Origin of the sequence: Tolypothrix sp. PCC 7712 (genome assembly GCF_025860405.1) — a bacterium.
Lineage (GTDB): Bacteria > Cyanobacteriota > Cyanobacteriia > Cyanobacteriales > Nostocaceae > Aulosira > Aulosira diplosiphon.
The window spans coordinates 2,407,222-2,424,318 of the sequence record NZ_CP063785.1; the positions used below are offsets into that span (position 1 = coordinate 2,407,222).

The window sequence follows — 17,097 nt, forward strand, 5'->3', positions numbered from 1 at the left end:
AGCAATCCAATTGCCTAGAGTTAGACAATGGAACCAAAATTCAAGTGCAATTGCACAACTTTTGTATACACCGGAGCTTTTTGAGGGAGTTCTCAGGATTTACCTAACTTGTAATTATCCTCAGTGTTAATCTCTACTGTTTAACTTACGGCATTTTTGAGTAAGGGAAAACCTAACTTCTCCCTTTGCTCAACATATAAAGTAGCTACTTTCCGTGCTAAATGCCGAATTCTAGCAATATATCGAGTCCGTTCCGTCACAGAAATTACACCCCGTGCATCCAGTAAATTAAAAGTATGAGAACACTTAATAACATAGTCTAAGCCAGGTAAAACCAATCCCCGTTCAGTCAATTGAGTAGCTTCCTGCTCATACAGATTAAACAGTGTCAACAACATTTCCGGATTCGACGCTTCAAAGTTGTAAGTACACTGTTCAATTTCCGCTTGCAGGAAAACATCACCGTAAGTAATGTTGTCCGTCCATTGAATCTTGGTGATGGCTTCTACCTGCTGGAGGTACATCGCCAATCTTTCTAAACCGTATGTAATCTCAATCGAAACCGGACGGCAATCAATTCCCCCACATTGTTGGAAGTAGGTAAATTGGGTAATTTCCATTCCATCTAACCAAACTTCCCAACCAGTACCCCAAGCGCCCACAGTAGCATCTTCCCAGTTATCCTCAACAAACCTTATGTCATGGTCTTCAGGATGAATCCCTAACGCTCTTAAAGAATCAAGATAAATCTCTTGGATATTATCTGGTGAAGGTTTAATCAGAACTTGGTACTGATAATAGTATTGAAAGCGATTAGGGTTTTCACCATAGCGCCCATCTGTAGGACGGCGGCAAGGTTCCACATATGCCACAGCCCAAGGCTCTGGCCCTAGCGCCCGTAAAAAAGTATGGGGATTTTTCGTACCTGCTCCCTTCTCAATGTCGTAAGGCTGGGCAATCAAGCAACCGCGATTCTCCCAGAATTCATGCAATGAAGCTATTACCGACTGAAAATTCACGCTCTACCTTTCCTTCTTCAGCACAGTGCATCAACCATTGTTACCTAAACCCAGCACTGTGAGGAGTTTTGCGACGCAAAAACAAAATCTCAAAAAATTTCCCGAAAAAAAGTTGACAAACGGAAGTAGGCTCGATATATTAGATAAGTGCCTGAGAGCGGAGCGCGAAAAGCGGCGCTGGTAGGGACACCGAACCTTGAAAATCATATAGTTTGAAAGCCAGTATATAACATATACCCTGCGTCAGTAAAGAGAATTACCGGACTGAGGTATAAATCAGTCGATTAAGAGCTAAACGAACTTTATCTACAAAATGGAGAGTTTGATCCTGGCTCAGGATGAACGCTGGCGGTATGCTTAACACATGCAAGTCGAACGGTCTCTTCGGAGATAGTGGCGGACGGGTGAGTAACGCGTGAGAATCTAGCTCTAGGTCGGGGACAACCACTGGAAACGGTGGCTAATACCGGATGTGCCGGAAGGTGAAAGATTTATTGCCTAGAGATGAGCTCGCGTCTGATTAGCTAGTAGGTGTGGTAAGAGCGCACCTAGGCGACGATCAGTAGCTGGTCTGAGAGGATGATCAGCCACACTGGGACTGAGACACGGCCCAGACTCCTACGGGAGGCAGCAGTGGGGAATTTTCCGCAATGGGCGAAAGCCTGACGGAGCAATACCGCGTGAGGGAGGAAGGCTCTTGGGTTGTAAACCTCTTTTCTCAAGGAAGAAAAAAATGACGGTACTTGAGGAATAAGCATCGGCTAACTCCGTGCCAGCAGCCGCGGTAATACGGAGGATGCAAGCGTTATCCGGAATGATTGGGCGTAAAGCGTCCGCAGGTGGCAATGTAAGTCTGCTGTTAAAGAGTGAGGCTCAACCTCATAAGAGCAGTGGAAACTACATAGCTAGAGTGCGTTCGGGGCAGAGGGAATTCCTGGTGTAGCGGTGAAATGCGTAGAGATCAGGAAGAACACCGGTGGCGAAAGCGCTCTGCTAGGCCGCAACTGACACTGAGGGACGAAAGCTAGGGGAGCGAATGGGATTAGATACCCCAGTAGTCCTAGCCGTAAACGATGGATACTAGGCGTGGCTTGTATCGACCCGAGCCGTGCCGGAGCTAACGCGTTAAGTATCCCGCCTGGGGAGTACGCACGCAAGTGTGAAACTCAAAGGAATTGACGGGGGCCCGCACAAGCGGTGGAGTATGTGGTTTAATTCGATGCAACGCGAAGAACCTTACCAAGACTTGACATGTCGCGAATCCTCTTGAAAGGGAGGAGTGCCTTCGGGAGCGCGAACACAGGTGGTGCATGGCTGTCGTCAGCTCGTGTCGTGAGATGTTGGGTTAAGTCCCGCAACGAGCGCAACCCTCGTTTTTAGTTGCCAGCATTAAGTTGGGCACTCTAGAGAGACTGCCGGTGACAAACCGGAGGAAGGTGGGGATGACGTCAAGTCAGCATGCCCCTTACGTCTTGGGCTACACACGTACTACAATGCTACGGACAAAGGGCAGCGAGCTAGCGATAGCAAGCAAATCTCATAAACCGTGGCTCAGTTCAGATCGCAGGCTGCAACTCGCCTGCGTGAAGGAGGAATCGCTAGTAATTGCAGGTCAGCATACTGCAGTGAATTCGTTCCCGGGCCTTGTACACACCGCCCGTCACACCATGGAAGCTGGCAACGCCCGAAGTCATTACTCCAACCATTCGTGGGGGAGGATGCCGAAGGCAGTGCTGGTGACTGGGGTGAAGTCGTAACAAGGTAGCCGTACCGGAAGGTGTGGCTGGATCACCTCCTTTTAGGGAGACCTACCCAACTTTGAAATCAATTGCAAACAGTCAATAGAGACAAAGATGGTCTACTCTAGGTCGGTCGCAGGTATAGTGAAGGCTTTCAAACTATAGAGAGGTTCTCAATTATGGGCTATTAGCTCAGGTGGTTAGAGCGCACCCCTGATAAGGGTGAGGTCCCTGGTTCGAGTCCAGGATGGCCCACCTGAACAAGTAAAAAGAGCAAAGTAAAAAGTAAAAAGAAAGTGTAAATTCTTTTGAATTTTTCCTTTAAACTTTTACCTTGTGGATGGGGGTTTAGCTCAGTTGGTAGAGCGCCTGCTTTGCAAGCAGGATGTCAGCGGTTCGAGTCCGCTAACCTCCACATGATATCTGTTGTGACAGCAGCAAAAGTGAATATATCACAGGTAAAAATTAGCCAAAAGTGATAGAGTGAGTAGTTTTTGTGTTCATAGCAGAGAATGTGGTAAGATAAGAGATTGTGGGTAAATTCAGCAATTGACGTCAAAAAGAGTCAAACTGCTGGAAATAGTCCAGCCAGAACCTTGAAAACTGCATAGTAACGCGAAAAATAGCAGGCAGACGAAATTTCAAGTAATGAGTGCTGAGTGCTGAGTGCTAAGTGTAAAACACAAAGGCTCCCATGAAAGTAGTCAGGAAAGAGAAAGAGTTTGCAGATGTGAAACCAAATGTATTGTGGTCAAGCTAATAAGGGCTGATGGTGGATACCTAGGCACACAGAGGCGAAGAAGGACGTGGTTACCGACGAAATGCTCCGGGGAGTTGGAAGCAGACTATGAGCCGGAGGTATCCGAATGGGGCAACCCTATGTACTACCTGCTGAATATATAGGCAGGAAAGAGCCAACCCAGCGAATTGAAACATCTTAGTAGCTGGAGGAAGAGAAATCAATTAAGAGATTCCCTCAGTAGTGGTGAGCGAAAGGGGAAAAGCCTAAACCAGTTGGTTTACTGACTGGGGTAGTGGGACAGCGATATCGAATCTAGAGGTTAGACGAAGCAGCTAAATACTGCACCAAAGAAGGTGAAAGTCCTGTAGTCAAAAGCTGAAGGATAGTAGCTGAATCCCGAGTAGCATGGGGCACGAGGAATCCCATGTGAATCAGCGAGGACCACCTCGTAAGGCTAAATACTACTGTGTGACCGATAGTGAACCAGTACCGCGAGGGAAAGGTGAAAAGAACCCCGGGAGGGGAGTGAAATAGAACATGAAACCATCAGCTTACAAGCAGTGGGAGTCCGATTCAACGGATGACCGCGTGCCTGTTGAAGAATGAGCCGGCGACTTATAGGCACTGGTAGGTTAAAGCGAGAATGCTGGAGCCAAAGGGAAACCGAGTCTGAAAAGGGCGATAATCAGTGTTTATAGACCCGAACCCTGGTGATCTAACCATGTCCAGGATGAAGCTTGGGTAACACCAAGTGGAGGTCCGAACCGACCGATGTTGAAAAATCGGCGGATGAGGTGTGGTTAGGGGTGAAATGCCAATCGAACCAGGAGCTAGCTGGTTCTCCCCGAAATGTGTTTAGGCGCAGCGGTAATGATTATATTTGGGGGGTAAAGCACTGTTTCGGTGCGGGCTGGGAGACCGGTACCAAATCGAGACAAACTCAGAATACCCAAAGCACACATTGCCAGTGAGACAGTGGGGGATAAGCTTCATTGTCAAGAGGGAAACAGCCCAGACCACCAGCTAAGGTCCCCAAATCATCGCTAAGTGAGAAAGGAGGTGAGAGTGCATAGACAACTAGGAGGTTTGCCTAGAAGCAGCCACCCTTGAAAGAGTGCGTAATAGCTCACTAGTCAAGCGCTCTTGCGCCGAAAATGAACGGGGCTAAGCGATGTACCGAAGCTGTGGGATTTGTTGAAAAATAAATCGGTAGGGGAGCGTTCCGTGGTAGGGAGAAGCAGTAGCGGCAAGCAGCTGTGGACGAAACGGAAGTGAGAATGTCGGCTTGAGTAGCGCAAATATGTGTGAGAATCACATACCCCGAAACCCTAAGGGTTCCAGAGCCAGGTTCGTCCGCTCTGGGTTAGTCGGGACCTAAGGCGAGGTCGAAAGGCGTAGTCGATGGACACAGGGTGACTAATCCCTGACTAAGGTATGGGAGCATTGCTAGGGACGCATGAAAGATAGCTACACCCTGATTGGTTTGGGAGGAGTTTACGAACTCCGAGTAGTGATTCGATTGTGCCAAGAAAAGCTAGGAATGTGATGAACATATCTTACCCGTACCCGAAACCGACACAGGTAGGGAGGTTGAGAATACCAAGGGGCGCGAGATAACTCTCTCTAAGGAACTCGGCAAAATGGCCCCGTAACTTCGGAAGAAGGGGTGCCCACGAGAGTGGGTCGCAGTGAAGAGATCCAGGCGACTGTTTACCAAAAACACAGGTCTCCGCAAACTCGAAAGAGGAGGTATGGGGGCTGACGCCTGCCCAGTGCCGGAAGGTTAAGGAAGCTGGTCAGCGAAAGTGAAGCTGGCGACCGAAGCCCCGGTGAACGGCGGCCGTAACTATAACGGTCCTAAGGTAGCGAAATTCCTTGTCGGGTAAGTTCCGACCCGCACGAAAGGCGTAACGATCTGGATGGTGTCTCAGAGAGAGACTCGGCGAAATAGGAATGTCTGTGAAGATACGGACTGCCTGCACCTGGACAGAAAGACCCTATGAAGCTTTACTGTAGCCTGGAATTGTGTTCGGGCTTCGCTTGCGCAGGATAGGTGGGAGGCAAAGAGATATTCCTTGTGGGGAATATGGAGCCAACGGTGAGATACCACTCTGGCGAAGCTAGAATTCTAACCTCGCACCCTTACCGGGTGTAGGAACAGTTTCAGGTGGGCAGTTTGACTGGGGCGGTCGCCTCCTAAAAAGTAACGGAGGCGCGCAAAGGTTCCCTCAGCACGCTTGGAAACCGTGCGGCGAGTGTAAAGGCATAAAGGGAGCTTGACTGCAAGAGTGACCACTCGAGCAGGTACGAAAGTAGGCCTTAGTGATCCGACGGCGCAGCGTGGAATGGCCGTCGCTCAACGGATAAAAGTTACTCTAGGGATAACAGGCTGATCTCCCCCAAGAGTCCACATCGACGGGGAGGTTTGGCACCTCGATGTCGGCTCATCGCAACCTGGGGCGGAAGTACGTCCCAAGGGTTGGGCTGTTCGCCCATTAAAGCGGTACGTGAGCTGGGTTCAGAACGTCGTGAGACAGTTCGGTCCATATCCGGTGCAGGCGTAAGAGCATTGAGAGGAGTCCTCCTTAGTACGAGAGGACCGGGAGGAACGCACCGCTGGTGTACCAGTTATTGTACCCACAGTAGACGCTGGGTAGCCAAGTGCGGAGCGGATAACCGCTGAAAGCATCTAAGTGGGAAGCCCACCTCAAGATGAGTGCTCTCACTACAAATGTAGGTAAGGTCACGGGCAGAACACCCGTTGATAGGCTCTATGTGGAAGTGCAGTAATGCATGAAGCAGAGGAGTACTAATAGACCGAGGGCTTGACCTCATCAATCATTGGTTATTTCGCGTTACTTGCAGTCTTCAGGGTTTTGTTGACAGTTAACTGTTAACCGTTAACCGTCAACCAACCACAAGTTTTCCTGGTGTCTATTGCGCTGTGGAACCACACTGACTCCATCCCGAACTCAGAGGTGAAACGCTGCTGCGGCCACGATAGTCTAGGGGTTGCCCTACGCCACAATAGCTCGATGCCAGGTCTATTCATGAAACAACACAAATTGCCTCTCCAATAACATAAGGAGGGGCTTTTTGTTTTATAGCCATAGCCATGTTCTTTAGGACTTTAAGAGGATGTTTGAAAAGTCGGTCAGGCAGTAAAAAAGCCCAGGCTTTTGGTTTTGAGTTAATTCCTCAGTCCTCAGAAAATCTGGTTTCTTAGAAGAGGGATTAAAAACTCCATTAAATTTAGAAATAGCTATATCTGCGCTGCTACGCGTTATAACAATGCATATCTTTTTACATTCTTAAAATACCCGATAAAAAAAGTCGGGTATGTTTGACTGGTATTTCTACTCGTGTTAGTATCATGCGACAGTTGACAGACAAACAGGGAAAGCTAGGTTTATGACTCAGACAAAATCCGCACTTAACGAAGCAGCCACATATTTTCAAGCCTTGAAGTGTAAGGAATGTGGTGAGGAATATGAACTAAAAGCCAACCATGTTTGTGAGTTATGCTTTGGGCCTTTAGAAGTTAAGTATGACTACAATGCTCTGCGTCATTCTGTCACTCGTGAAAAAATTCAAGCTGGGCCGAATTCTATTTGGCGTTACCGTGCCTTTCTGCCTGTAGCAACTGACAATGTTATAGATGTGGGAACAGGTATGACTCCCCTGGTTCGTTCTCACCGTCTGGCTCGTCGTCTGGGTTTAAACAAGCTTTATATTAAAAATGATGCTGTCAATATGCCCACCCTTAGCTTCAAGGATCGGGTGGTTTCAGTTGCTTTAAGTAGAGCTAGAGAATTAGGCTTTACCACTGTTTCTTGTGCTAGTACTGGTAATTTGGCTAATTCTACAGCAGCGATCGCAGCTCATGCTGGTTTAGATTGCTGTGTGTTTATCCCTGCTGACTTGGAAGCAGGTAAAGTCATGGGTAGCCTGATCTACAGCCCAACATTGATGGCTGTGAAGGGTAATTACGATCAGGTTAATCGTCTGTGTTCGGAAGTAGCTAATACACATGGATGGGGTTTTGTCAATATTAATCTTCGCCCTTACTACTCTGAAGGTTCTAAGACTCTAGGTTTTGAAGTTGCTGAACAATTGGGTTGGGAATTACCTGACCATATTGTGGCTCCTCTAGCATCTGGTTCGCTATTTACAAAAATTTATAAAGGATTCAAAGAATTCGTAGAAGTTGGTTTAGTAGAAGACAAGAAAGTCCGTTTTAGCGGCGCGCAAGCTGAGGGTTGTTCTCCCATCGCGCAAGCATATAAAGAAGGACGTGATTTTATTAAACCAGTCAAACCAAATACCATTGCTAAATCTATTGCCATTGGCAACCCAGCAGATGGTGTTTATGCCGTAGAGATAGCTAACAAAACAAACGGTAATATTGAATCAGTCAATGATGCAGAAATCATTGAAGGCATCAAGCTGTTAGCTGAAACAGAAGGCATTTTCACTGAAACAGCTGGTGGTACAACAGTTGCAGTGCTGAAAAAATTAGTAGAAGCTGGCAAAATTGATCCAGATGAAACTACTGTGGTATACATCACTGGCAATGGTTTGAAAACTCAAGAAGCACTTCATGGCTATATTGGCGAACCTTTGACAATTGATGCCAAACTCGACAGTTTTGAACGCGCACTAGAGCGTTCTCGCACTCTTGATCGTTTGGAATGGCAGCAAGTACTCGTCTAAAGGATGAAAGGTAAAGGATGAAAGATTAAACTCAATCCTTCATACTTCATACTTTATACTTCTTATTTCACACTTCTTACTTCAATTATGTCTGTAACAGTTTTAGTTCCCACGGCTCTTCAAAAATTTACCAATAACCAAGCTACATTAGAATGCAGTGGCAGTACGATCGCAGAATTATTTGATTCTTTAGAACAAAGCTGTCCTGGTATTAAAGCGCGCTTGTGCGATGAAGCAGGAGCACCACGGCGCTTTTTGAATTTGTATGTCAATAGCGAAGATATTCGCTTTCTGGATGGCACAGCTACACCTCTCAAAGATGGTGATGAAGTCAGTATTGTCCCTGCTGTTGCAGGTGGTTGATAAAGAGAAGTTTGAAATTTGTTAAATATACATTAATAAGCGTGCTATTACGGCACGCTTATGCTTTTTGGGTATGGGCATTGGACAATAGTTATTTCTCCCCAAACTACCTACCTCTATGAATATTTAGCAATAAATCTGCAAATTTTGTCTTCCTTGCACCAATAACTTGAGCATAGATATATAAAAATTTGTATGCTGAGGTTAATAGGTCTTAATAGTTCTTTTTAAAACTGGTGCAAGAAGATTTTAGGTTAATTGTTGATTTAGTCTCAGTTCTGGCTGTCGCAGCATGTGGCGGACTGTTTGCAGCGCTGTTACGACAACCTGTGTTGTTAGGGTATCTCATCGGCGGGATGGTGGTGGGGCCGGCGGGACTGGGATTGATTAAAGAAGTTATCCAAGTAGAGACTCTGGCTCAGTTTGGGGTCGCTTTCTTGTTATTTGCTTTGGGTGTAGAGTTTTCCTTTGCAGAACTGAAGAAGGTAAAAGCGATCGCTCTGGGTGGTGGAGGGCTACAAATTGCGCTGACGATTTTAATCACGGTTGTGATTTGCGGTGTCACTGGTGCTTGGGGAGCCTTACCTGCGAAGGGTGTGTTTTTGGGGTCAATTCTTTCTTTATCTTCCACCGCAGTTGTCCTCAAATGCTTGATGGAAAGCAATGAAACAGACACGCCCCACGGACAAGTAATGCTGGGTATTTTGGTGGTGCAGGACTTGGCATTAGGGCTAATGCTAGCAGTCCTACCAGCGCTGCATGAACCAGGTGAAGCGATTGGGGTCGCGGTGGTGACAGCGCTGGTACGCATTGGCTTATTTGCAGCTGGTGCAGTCGTCGCTGGGATTTGGCTGATTCCACCACTGTTACGACTTCTGGCTCGCACTGAAAGCAAAGAACTATTTTTATTAGGTGTAGTGGCACTCTGCTTGGGTATTGCCCTGCTGACAGAGTATTTAGGGTTATCAATTGAGATGGGGGCGTTTGTCGCCGGTTTGATGATTTCCGAAGTGGAATACGCCGACCAAACTTTAACCTATGTGGAGCCGCTGAGAGACATCTTTGCCAGTTTATTTTTTGCATCCATTGGGATGTTAATTGACCCAGTGTTTTTGTGGAAAAACCTGGAATTGATTTTGGGTTTAGTGGCAATAGTTTTCGTCGGTAAGTTTTTAATCATTACACCTTTGGTAAAACTATTCCGCTATCCCTTAAAAACAGCTTTAATTGCTGGGCTGGGGCTGGCTCAAATTGGGGAATTTTCCTTTGTACTTGCCAGTGAAGGGCAGGCTTTGGGCTTGGTTTCGCGTACAGTGTATTTACTGATTTTAGGAACTACAGCTGTAACACTTGTTATTACCCCGTTTGTACTACGGTTGGTACCATTTTTATTTACTGTGGCAGAATCTATGCCTTGGTTGAAACCTTATTTAGAAGAAGTCCAACCTCGGGATATCTCCGAAGATTTGCCATTAAAAGGTCATGTAGTAGTTTGTGGTTATGGGCGAGTAGGCAAAAATCTGGTCAAATTATTACAGCAACACCAGCTACCTGTAGTCGTCATCGACCAATCTGAAAGCAGAATTCAGAAATTGCGGGAAGCAGGAGTGCCTTATGTATATGGCAATTGCGTGAGTTTACATGTTTTAGAAACTGCTGGGGTAAATCATGCCAAAGGAATGGCGATCGCACTTCCTGACCCCATGAGTACGCGTCTTTGCCTTAAACGCGCTTTAGAATTGTGTCCAGAATTAGATTTAGTTGTCCGCGCTACTCAAGATAAAAATATTGAAGTGCTTTATCAATTAGGCGCTAGGGAAGTTGTACAACCTGAGTTTGAAGCCAGCTTAGAAATGGCAACCTATTTATTAAAAGGTTTAGGTTTGGCAGGAGATTTTGTGCAACGGGAAATGCAGCAAATTCGCAAAGATCATTATTTGGACTTGCGGCCAGAACAGACCGCCTCGGAAGTTTCTCGTAATTTAGAATACGCAACACAAGATTTAAATCGCCGTTGGTATCCCCTACCATCTGGTTCGCCCCTGATTGGTATGAGCTTAGAAGAAGCAGATATGCGTTACTTAATTGGGGTGAGTTTAATGGCAATTCGCCGCGCCAACGGCGAAGAAATTGACTATCCCAATAACCAAACCCGATTGGAAGAAGGCGATCGCTTGCTGGTAGTGGGAGCAGATGAAGAACTAGCAGCTTTGGCAGAATTTGCTGTTGGTAGAACAGCCGTCCCCGGAGAAAATAGCGCTTGTCAGTGGACAGCAATTAATGCTGATACCCCAATTTTAGGTAAAAATTTAGCAGATTTAGATATTACTAACAAATACAGCGTCAAAGTAGAGGCAATCCGGCGTGATGGTAAATTTATCCGCTCTCCTGATAGCCACATGGACTTGCGAGACGGCGATCAAGTATTGTTATGCGGCAGCTTAGAGAGTCTCAATCAACTACAACCTTTATTTACTACATCTGAGGCAGTGCCGCTATCCATACCAATTGTAAAAACTGATGAGGCAGAAGCCCTAAAAGAATTTCTGCCTGTAGATCAGTCAAGAAATTAAATGGCATGGTTAAAGAAACATAACCTGCAAATACAAATTTGGGGAATTTAGCCAGCAAACAAGCCTAAATTTTAGGCTTAATGTAAGCGATCGCCTGCTTCCAAATTGTAGTTTGCTGGCTGTTCTCGTCCACAATACAGACACAGTGTGGATCTTGCCAAATGATCCTGCCTGTGACCAAATCGCCTGTCATCAGTTTGAAATCTACTGTTGCTGTATTTTTAATCAGGTTTTGTACTTGCCGAATACTCGGCAGTGAAGTATCGAATTCCGTAAGGGTTTTTGGTGGTGATGAATGCATAGGGGATTGGGGATTGGGGATTGGGGGATGAGGGAGATGAGGGAGATGAGGGAGATGAGGGAGATGAGGGAGATGAGGGAGAGAAATTCTTATGCCCCATGCCCAATGCCCCATGCCCAAATGACCACTTTCTCATCCATAATCGACAGTAACTAATCTTTGATAATTCATCCTTGGGTAAATGGCAATCGAATTTACTAAGTATCACGGTTTGGGGAATGACTTTATTCTCATTGATAATCGCTCTTCATCTGAGCCAGTAATCACTCCAGAGCAAGCAATCAAGTTGTGCGATCGCCACTTTGGTATCGGTGCGGATGGTGTAATTTTTGCTTTGCCAGGAGAAAACGGTACTGATTACACTATGCGGATTTTTAATTCCGATGGTTCAGAACCGGAAATGTGCGGTAATGGTATTCGCTGTTTAGGTGTGTTTTTGGCTGATTTAGAGGGCGAAGCGAGAACTCAAGACTTATATCGCATCCAAACTTTGGCTGGTGTCATTACACCGCAACTGATGGCGGATGGTCAAGTGAAGGTGGATATGGGTTTACCCAAACTACTGGCTAGCGAAATTCCCACTACCTTGACTGCTGCAGATACCAAGGTAATTAATCAACCGATAGAAGTGGCAGGTAAAACTTGGGAAGTTACCTGTGTGAGTATGGGCAATCCTCACTGTATTACCTTTGTGGAAGATGTAGCCGCAATTCCTTTAGAAAGCATTGGCCCGCAGTTTGAACATCACCCAGTTTTTCCCCAACGCACAAATACCGAATTTATTCAAGTTGTCAGTCGTGATTACTTGAAAATGCGAGTTTGGGAACGAGGTGCTGGTATTACCTTAGCTTGCGGTACTGGTGCTTGTGCTTCCTTAGTAGCTGGTGTGTTAACCGGAAAATGCGATCGCATTGCCACTGTAGAACTACCTGGTGGCCCCTTACAAATTGAATGGTCAGAAATTGATCAACGAATTTATATGACTGGCCCAGCAGAACGAGTTTTTACTGGAAAGTTATAATCTCTTCCATAGGCAGGTATTTGGCCTGCCATACCCAAAAACTGAATTTGGTAGGATATGAGCAACGAGAATCACATCCTACCCTTATGCGATCGCCATTTCCGGGGATGAATCCCTACCTTGAAAATCCTGAACTGTGGCCAGAATTCCATCATTGGATCATCACAGCTATTGCAGAGTTATTAGTTCCTCAACTACGACCAAAATATCGGGTAGCAGTAGAAAAACGAGTATATCAAGTAACCGATGAAAACTTTGTTCTAGTTGGTATCCCTGATGTAAGTGTAGGGCGATCGCTCACAAAAACTGAAGCAGAACCATCTAGCATGGCGGTTGTAACGCCAGCCGTTAAGCCGATTACAGTTAATGTTCCCATGCCGGAGGAAGTGCGAGAAGGATATTTAGAGGTGAGGGAAGTAGGGACAGGGGAAGTTGTCACAGTAATTGAGGTTCTCTCACCCAAAAATAAGCGTTCAGGAGAGGGACGGAGTGCTTATGAAGGGAAGCGTCAACAGATATTAGGTAGTTTGTCTCATCTGGTGGAAATTGATCTGCTAAGGGGCGGAAAACCTATGCCTATTTTAGGGAATGAGATTCAGTCCAGTTATCGAATTTTAGTGAGTCGCAGCAACTCTCGCCCCAAAGCTGAGTTATATCCGTTTAATTTGCCAGAACCAATTCCATCCTTGCTGTTACCACTGCGAAAGGAAGATACAGAACCATTATTAGATTTGCAAACATTGTTACATGGGGTGTATGACCGGGCTGGATTGGATTTGGCTATAGATTATACTCGTGAGCCTGTGCCACCATTATCGGCAGAAGATGCAGTTTGGCTTGATTCTTGGTTGAAAGAGCAAGGTTTAAGGCAATTAAGTTGACGCACAAGCTCAGAGGATTAAAAGTTTTTTAATTTGGAATTTGCTGTTAGGGCACTGAGATAATAGTGCCAGAGGATTCTGGTAGCAACTGCACGCCAAGGCCGCCAATTTTGGGCGATCGCTTCTATTTGTGTGGGTGTGGGGCGTGTTGTTAATCCTTTGAGCTTTTGTAAAGCGATCGCTATTCCTAAATCACCTTTGGGAAACACATCAGGACGTTGTAGCGCCATCAGCAAGTAAATATCAACTGTCCAGTCGCCAATCCCTTTGATACGCTTTAATTCAGTTCTAATAGTCGTTTCATCCATTGTCTCTAGTTGAACTAAATTCAGTTGACCATGAGTAATTGCCTGCGCCAATTCTCGACAATAGAGCATTTTTTGCCGACTAAACCCAACTCCTCTTAATTGCATATCGTCAAGCGTTAAAAAATTCTCTGGTGTGAGTGGTTGGATCGCTTCACATAGGCGTACATAAACCGCCCTGGCTGCTGCTAAGGAAACTTGCTGTTCTAGAATAATCCGCAGCAAAGTAGGAAAACCCCTTTCTCTTTCCCACATTGGTGGCGGCCCAAATTTTTCGAGAATGCTAGCAAAATCACTGTCAAGATGAGCAAGCACCCTCAAAGCATGGGTAAAAGTTTCTGGAGTTAGTGATTCTATTTGTGGTGTTGGAGAAATCGTTTCTTTTAAAGTCATTGTTTAATTAAATTGGGAATTTAAAATTAGGTTTGCTCAATAAAATTGTGCAGATGTTTAGACCGTTGTTGAAATTAAAAAATATTAAAGATATACAATATTATGTAAATAATTAGAATTATAAAAACTCTTTATTAATGAAGCGTATACTTTTATTTAAGCGTGCTAAGAAGTAATACACATCGTAATAACGATTGCCAAGAACAGCAATGAATTAATTGAATACTAAGAATTTTGGTAGGTGGCATTGCTAGATATTGCGTTCAGACTTTAATGATCAGTAGTACTTACTGTGGATACTATTCAGCACTAATTTAGGATCTGTTCACCCGATTGGGGGAATGCGATCGCATCAAGCAGAATTACCCTGAAATAAGGAGTAGTTTTGCTGCTGACAGCAATGATGTTACCCACATCAAAATTGTCAAGGTGGCAACAATTGCCTCAATTACATTAGTTCCTGGCTGTACAAAGGCACAAAAAGTGGATGAAACTGTAAAATTACTGCATAAACCAGATTTTCCACATAGGACTCTAACTTTGTTGGAGAAAATTGCTGCTAATTTACCGGGAATGATTTTCCAAGTCCTGCAACATGAGGATGGTTCTGAACAGGTGATGTATGTAAGTTCTGGTTGTCGTGAACTATATGAATTAGAACCAGAAGTTATTCAAGCAGATTTGCAGGTACTACACAAACTAGTTCATCCACAGGATGCGAACAGCCTCGCAGAATCTATTGAGGTTGCAAAAGCTACTTTGTCACCTTGGCGTTGGGAAGGCCGCATCATTACACCGAGTGGCAAAATCAAGTGGATTCAGGGCGCTTCTCAGCTAGAACTACAAGATAATGGTGATTGGCTGTGGGAGGGTTTGGTAATGGATATTACAGACCGCAAGCAAGCAGAAGAGCAATTGCGAACCAGCGAGAGGCGCTATAAGGCGATTTTAGATGTGGTTCCCGATTTGATGTTTCGCCTCAGCCGTGATGGTGAGTATTTGGATTTAAAAGGCGATGGTGCAAATATAGTTTTGCCCAGAGAAGAGATAGTTGGTAAAAATTTGGCAGATATATTGCCAACAGATGTAGTTGCAATTGGCCAAGAAGCGATCGCTAAAACTTTGGATTCTCATCATTTGCAAACCTGTGAATATCAATTACCAACGCCTTTAGGAATTCGCGATTATGAGGCCCGTTTGGTAGCTAGCGATACGGATGAAGTATTAGCAATTGTCCGAGATATTACGGAGCGTAAACAAGCAGAAGCAAATTTGCAAAGTCTGGCACAAAAGTATTCTAAAGCTTTTCGTTGCAGTCCCAATCCCATCAGTCTCAGCACCCTGCAAGAAGGACGCTACATCGAAGTTAACGACAGTTTTGTCAGGCTTTCGGGTTTTGAGCGAGAAGAAGCGATTGGGCGCACATCTTTTGAATTAAATATGTGGGTCAATAACCGCGATCGCATGAAATTATTACAACACTTGCGAGACCTGGGTATGGTACGGAACTTAGAAATAGAATTTCGCGCTAAATCAGGACAGATTCTCACATCACTGCTATCGGCAGAAATTATTGAATTAGATGGCACTCCCTGCATCTTAGCAGTCAATCATGACATTACTGAACGTAAGCAGGTAGAAGCTAAATTGCGCCTTTCCGCCCAGCGCGATCGCTTATTGACGGAAACTTTAGCGAGAATTCGCTCTTCCCTTAACTTAGAGCAAATTCTGCAAACTACGGTGACGGAAGTTAGGCAATTTTTACAAGCTGACCGAGTTTTTATTGGTCTCAATGATCCCAAACAAGGAGGTAAAACGGTTGCGGAATCAGTAGACCCCAAATATCCCGCCATTTTGGGTTGGACAACTGAAGATAAAACTTATCTCCAAGAATTAAAAAATCTCCTGACTACTAATCGGGTGCGTTTAGTAGAAGATATCGATCAAATAGCTGCATCGCCCAAATTAAAGGAACACTATCAACAATTCCATACCAGGGCGACCTTGGCTGTACCAATTATGGTCAATAATGAATTATTGGGGGCATTAGTTGCTAACCAATGTTCTGGGCCGCGTCATTGGCAAGCTATAGAAATTGATTTACTCCAACAAATGTCCGAGCAGTTAGCGATCGCTATTCAACAAGCTCGACTTTACCAAGAACTAGCAATACTCAATACTAATTTAGAACACCAGGTAGAAGAACGCACCGCCCAACTCCAGCAGAAAATGCAGGAACTAGAAGGACTGCAACGGGTAAAAGATGTAGTATTGCATACCGTTGCTCACGATTTGCGAACTGCAGTGATGGGTAATTTATTGGTGCTGAAAAATTTACTCAAAAATCGCGGACAAAATCAGGAAGCCACCCCATCGGAAATTCCTGTCCCGCGTTCGGTAATTGAGCGAATGATTCAAGGTAATGATCGCCAATTAGGAATGATTGACTCATTGCTAGAAATTCATAGCTGTGAAGGTCAAGAAATGGCCCTGCGCCGGGAATTGGTACATTTTAGTACGCTGCTGGAGTCGATTATTAAAGACTTGCAGCCGATGCTCAACCAAAACCAAGCCATACTGAATAACTTACTGCCTGACGATTTACCATTGGTGATGGCAGATCCCACTCAGTTGCAAAAAGTCGTGGCTAATTTATTTACCCACAGATTGCAAAATAATCCCCCAGGATTACGTTTTACCATTAAAACCAAAATTGAACCTGGCATGATTCGCACCGAAATTCACGATAATGGTATCGTTATGAGCAAATTAGAGTGCGATCGCTTATTCGATTTATCTGTTCGCGAACCCCAAGCTTGTTGTTCCACCAGCCTAGCTTTAAAAATGTACCTCAGTCGGCAAATTATTCAAGCACATGGTGGCGAAATAGGTGTGATTAGTAGTCGCAAGCATGGTTTAACTTTTTGGTTTTCATTACCCTTAGCCACTCCATCACCGGTAATTCGTAATTCGTAATTCGTAATTGATATGAAGCTGATACGCACCTAGTAGTAAGCCAAGGTAACGCAAGCGGGGTAAAGGGGAAA

Annotated in this window: 10 protein-coding genes, 2 tRNA genes and 3 rRNA genes; 12 read left to right on the forward strand and 3 right to left on the reverse strand. The window is 45.1% G+C overall.

The annotated features are described in order from the left end of the window. Positions 1–140 precede the first annotated feature (140 nt). Positions 141–1,019: a glycine--tRNA ligase subunit alpha gene (gene glyQ / locus HGR01_RS09810; RefSeq protein WP_045874509.1), complete on the reverse strand. Its 879-nt coding sequence runs from the start codon at positions 1,017–1,019 to the stop codon at positions 141–143. Positions 1,020–1,329: 310 nt separating this feature from the next. Between glyQ and HGR01_RS09815 the strand changes: the two genes are divergently transcribed. From HGR01_RS09815 to HGR01_RS09850, 8 genes are all read left to right on the forward strand, one after another. Continuing rightward, positions 1,330–2,818: ribosomal RNA gene (locus tag HGR01_RS09815) — 16S ribosomal RNA — on the forward strand. Positions 2,819–2,939: 121 nt separating this feature from the next. Beyond that, positions 2,940–3,013 (forward strand) — tRNA-Ile (locus tag HGR01_RS09820). Between the two features lie 87 nt (positions 3,014–3,100). Beyond that, positions 3,101–3,173 (forward strand) — tRNA-Ala (locus tag HGR01_RS09825). Positions 3,174–3,507: 334 nt separating this feature from the next. Further along, positions 3,508–6,333, forward strand: a 23S ribosomal RNA gene (locus tag HGR01_RS09830). 93 nt (positions 6,334–6,426) lie between these two features. Next, positions 6,427–6,544, forward strand: a 5S ribosomal RNA gene (gene rrf / locus HGR01_RS09835). Together the 16S, 23S and 5S rRNA genes with 2 tRNA genes alongside form the textbook arrangement of a ribosomal RNA operon. Before the next feature lie 367 nt (positions 6,545–6,911). Next, positions 6,912–8,213, forward strand: a complete 1,302-nt coding sequence (gene thrC, locus HGR01_RS09840; RefSeq protein ID WP_045873013.1) for a threonine synthase — start codon at positions 6,912–6,914, stop codon at positions 8,211–8,213. A gap of 87 nt (positions 8,214–8,300) precedes the next feature. Beyond that, on the forward strand, positions 8,301–8,576 hold the full coding sequence (locus HGR01_RS09845; RefSeq protein WP_045873012.1) for a MoaD/ThiS family protein: 276 nt from the start codon (positions 8,301–8,303) through the stop codon (positions 8,574–8,576). A gap of 236 nt (positions 8,577–8,812) precedes the next feature. Continuing rightward, a complete protein-coding gene (locus HGR01_RS09850; RefSeq protein ID WP_045873011.1) occupies positions 8,813–11,149 on the forward strand; it encodes a cation:proton antiporter in 2,337 nt (778 codons plus the stop codon). A 64-nt stretch (positions 11,150–11,213) separates the two neighbouring features. On the opposite strand, the gene HGR01_RS09855 is transcribed toward HGR01_RS09850, so the two are convergent. Then, the gene (locus tag HGR01_RS09855) at positions 11,214–11,450 is read right to left on the reverse strand and encodes an Hfq-related RNA-binding protein (RefSeq protein WP_045873010.1); all 237 of its coding nucleotides are present in this window, start codon (positions 11,448–11,450) and stop codon (positions 11,214–11,216) included. 20 nt (positions 11,451–11,470) lie between these two features. Between HGR01_RS09855 and HGR01_RS09860 the strand changes: the two genes are divergently transcribed. The 3 genes from HGR01_RS09860 to HGR01_RS09870 all read left to right on the forward strand — a co-directional run bounded on the left by HGR01_RS09860 (position 11,471) and on the right by HGR01_RS09870 (position 13,352). Beyond that, the gene (locus HGR01_RS09860) at positions 11,471–11,602 is read left to right on the forward strand and encodes a histidine kinase (protein ID WP_096622078.1); all 132 of its coding nucleotides are present in this window, start codon (positions 11,471–11,473) and stop codon (positions 11,600–11,602) included. 29 nt (positions 11,603–11,631) lie between these two features. After that, positions 11,632–12,471, forward strand: a complete 840-nt coding sequence (gene dapF / locus HGR01_RS09865; protein ID WP_045873009.1) for a diaminopimelate epimerase — start codon at positions 11,632–11,634, stop codon at positions 12,469–12,471. A gap of 86 nt (positions 12,472–12,557) precedes the next feature. Next, positions 12,558–13,352: a DUF4058 family protein gene (locus HGR01_RS09870; protein WP_045873008.1), complete on the forward strand. Its 795-nt coding sequence runs from the start codon at positions 12,558–12,560 to the stop codon at positions 13,350–13,352. Between the two features lie 17 nt (positions 13,353–13,369). Here the strand turns inward: HGR01_RS09870 and HGR01_RS09875 are convergent, their stop codons facing one another. Then, positions 13,370–14,050 carry a DNA-3-methyladenine glycosylase family protein gene (locus tag HGR01_RS09875; protein ID WP_045873007.1) on the reverse strand — a complete coding sequence of 227 codons (681 nt, stop codon included), beginning with the start codon at positions 14,048–14,050 and terminating at the stop codon, positions 13,370–13,372. Between the two features lie 483 nt (positions 14,051–14,533). Between HGR01_RS09875 and HGR01_RS09880 the strand changes: the two genes are divergently transcribed. After that, positions 14,534–17,026 (forward strand): PAS domain S-box protein, encoded by a 2,493-nt coding sequence (locus HGR01_RS09880; RefSeq protein ID WP_045873035.1) that lies wholly within the window; start codon positions 14,534–14,536, stop codon positions 17,024–17,026. Positions 17,027–17,097: the final 71 nt, after the last annotated feature.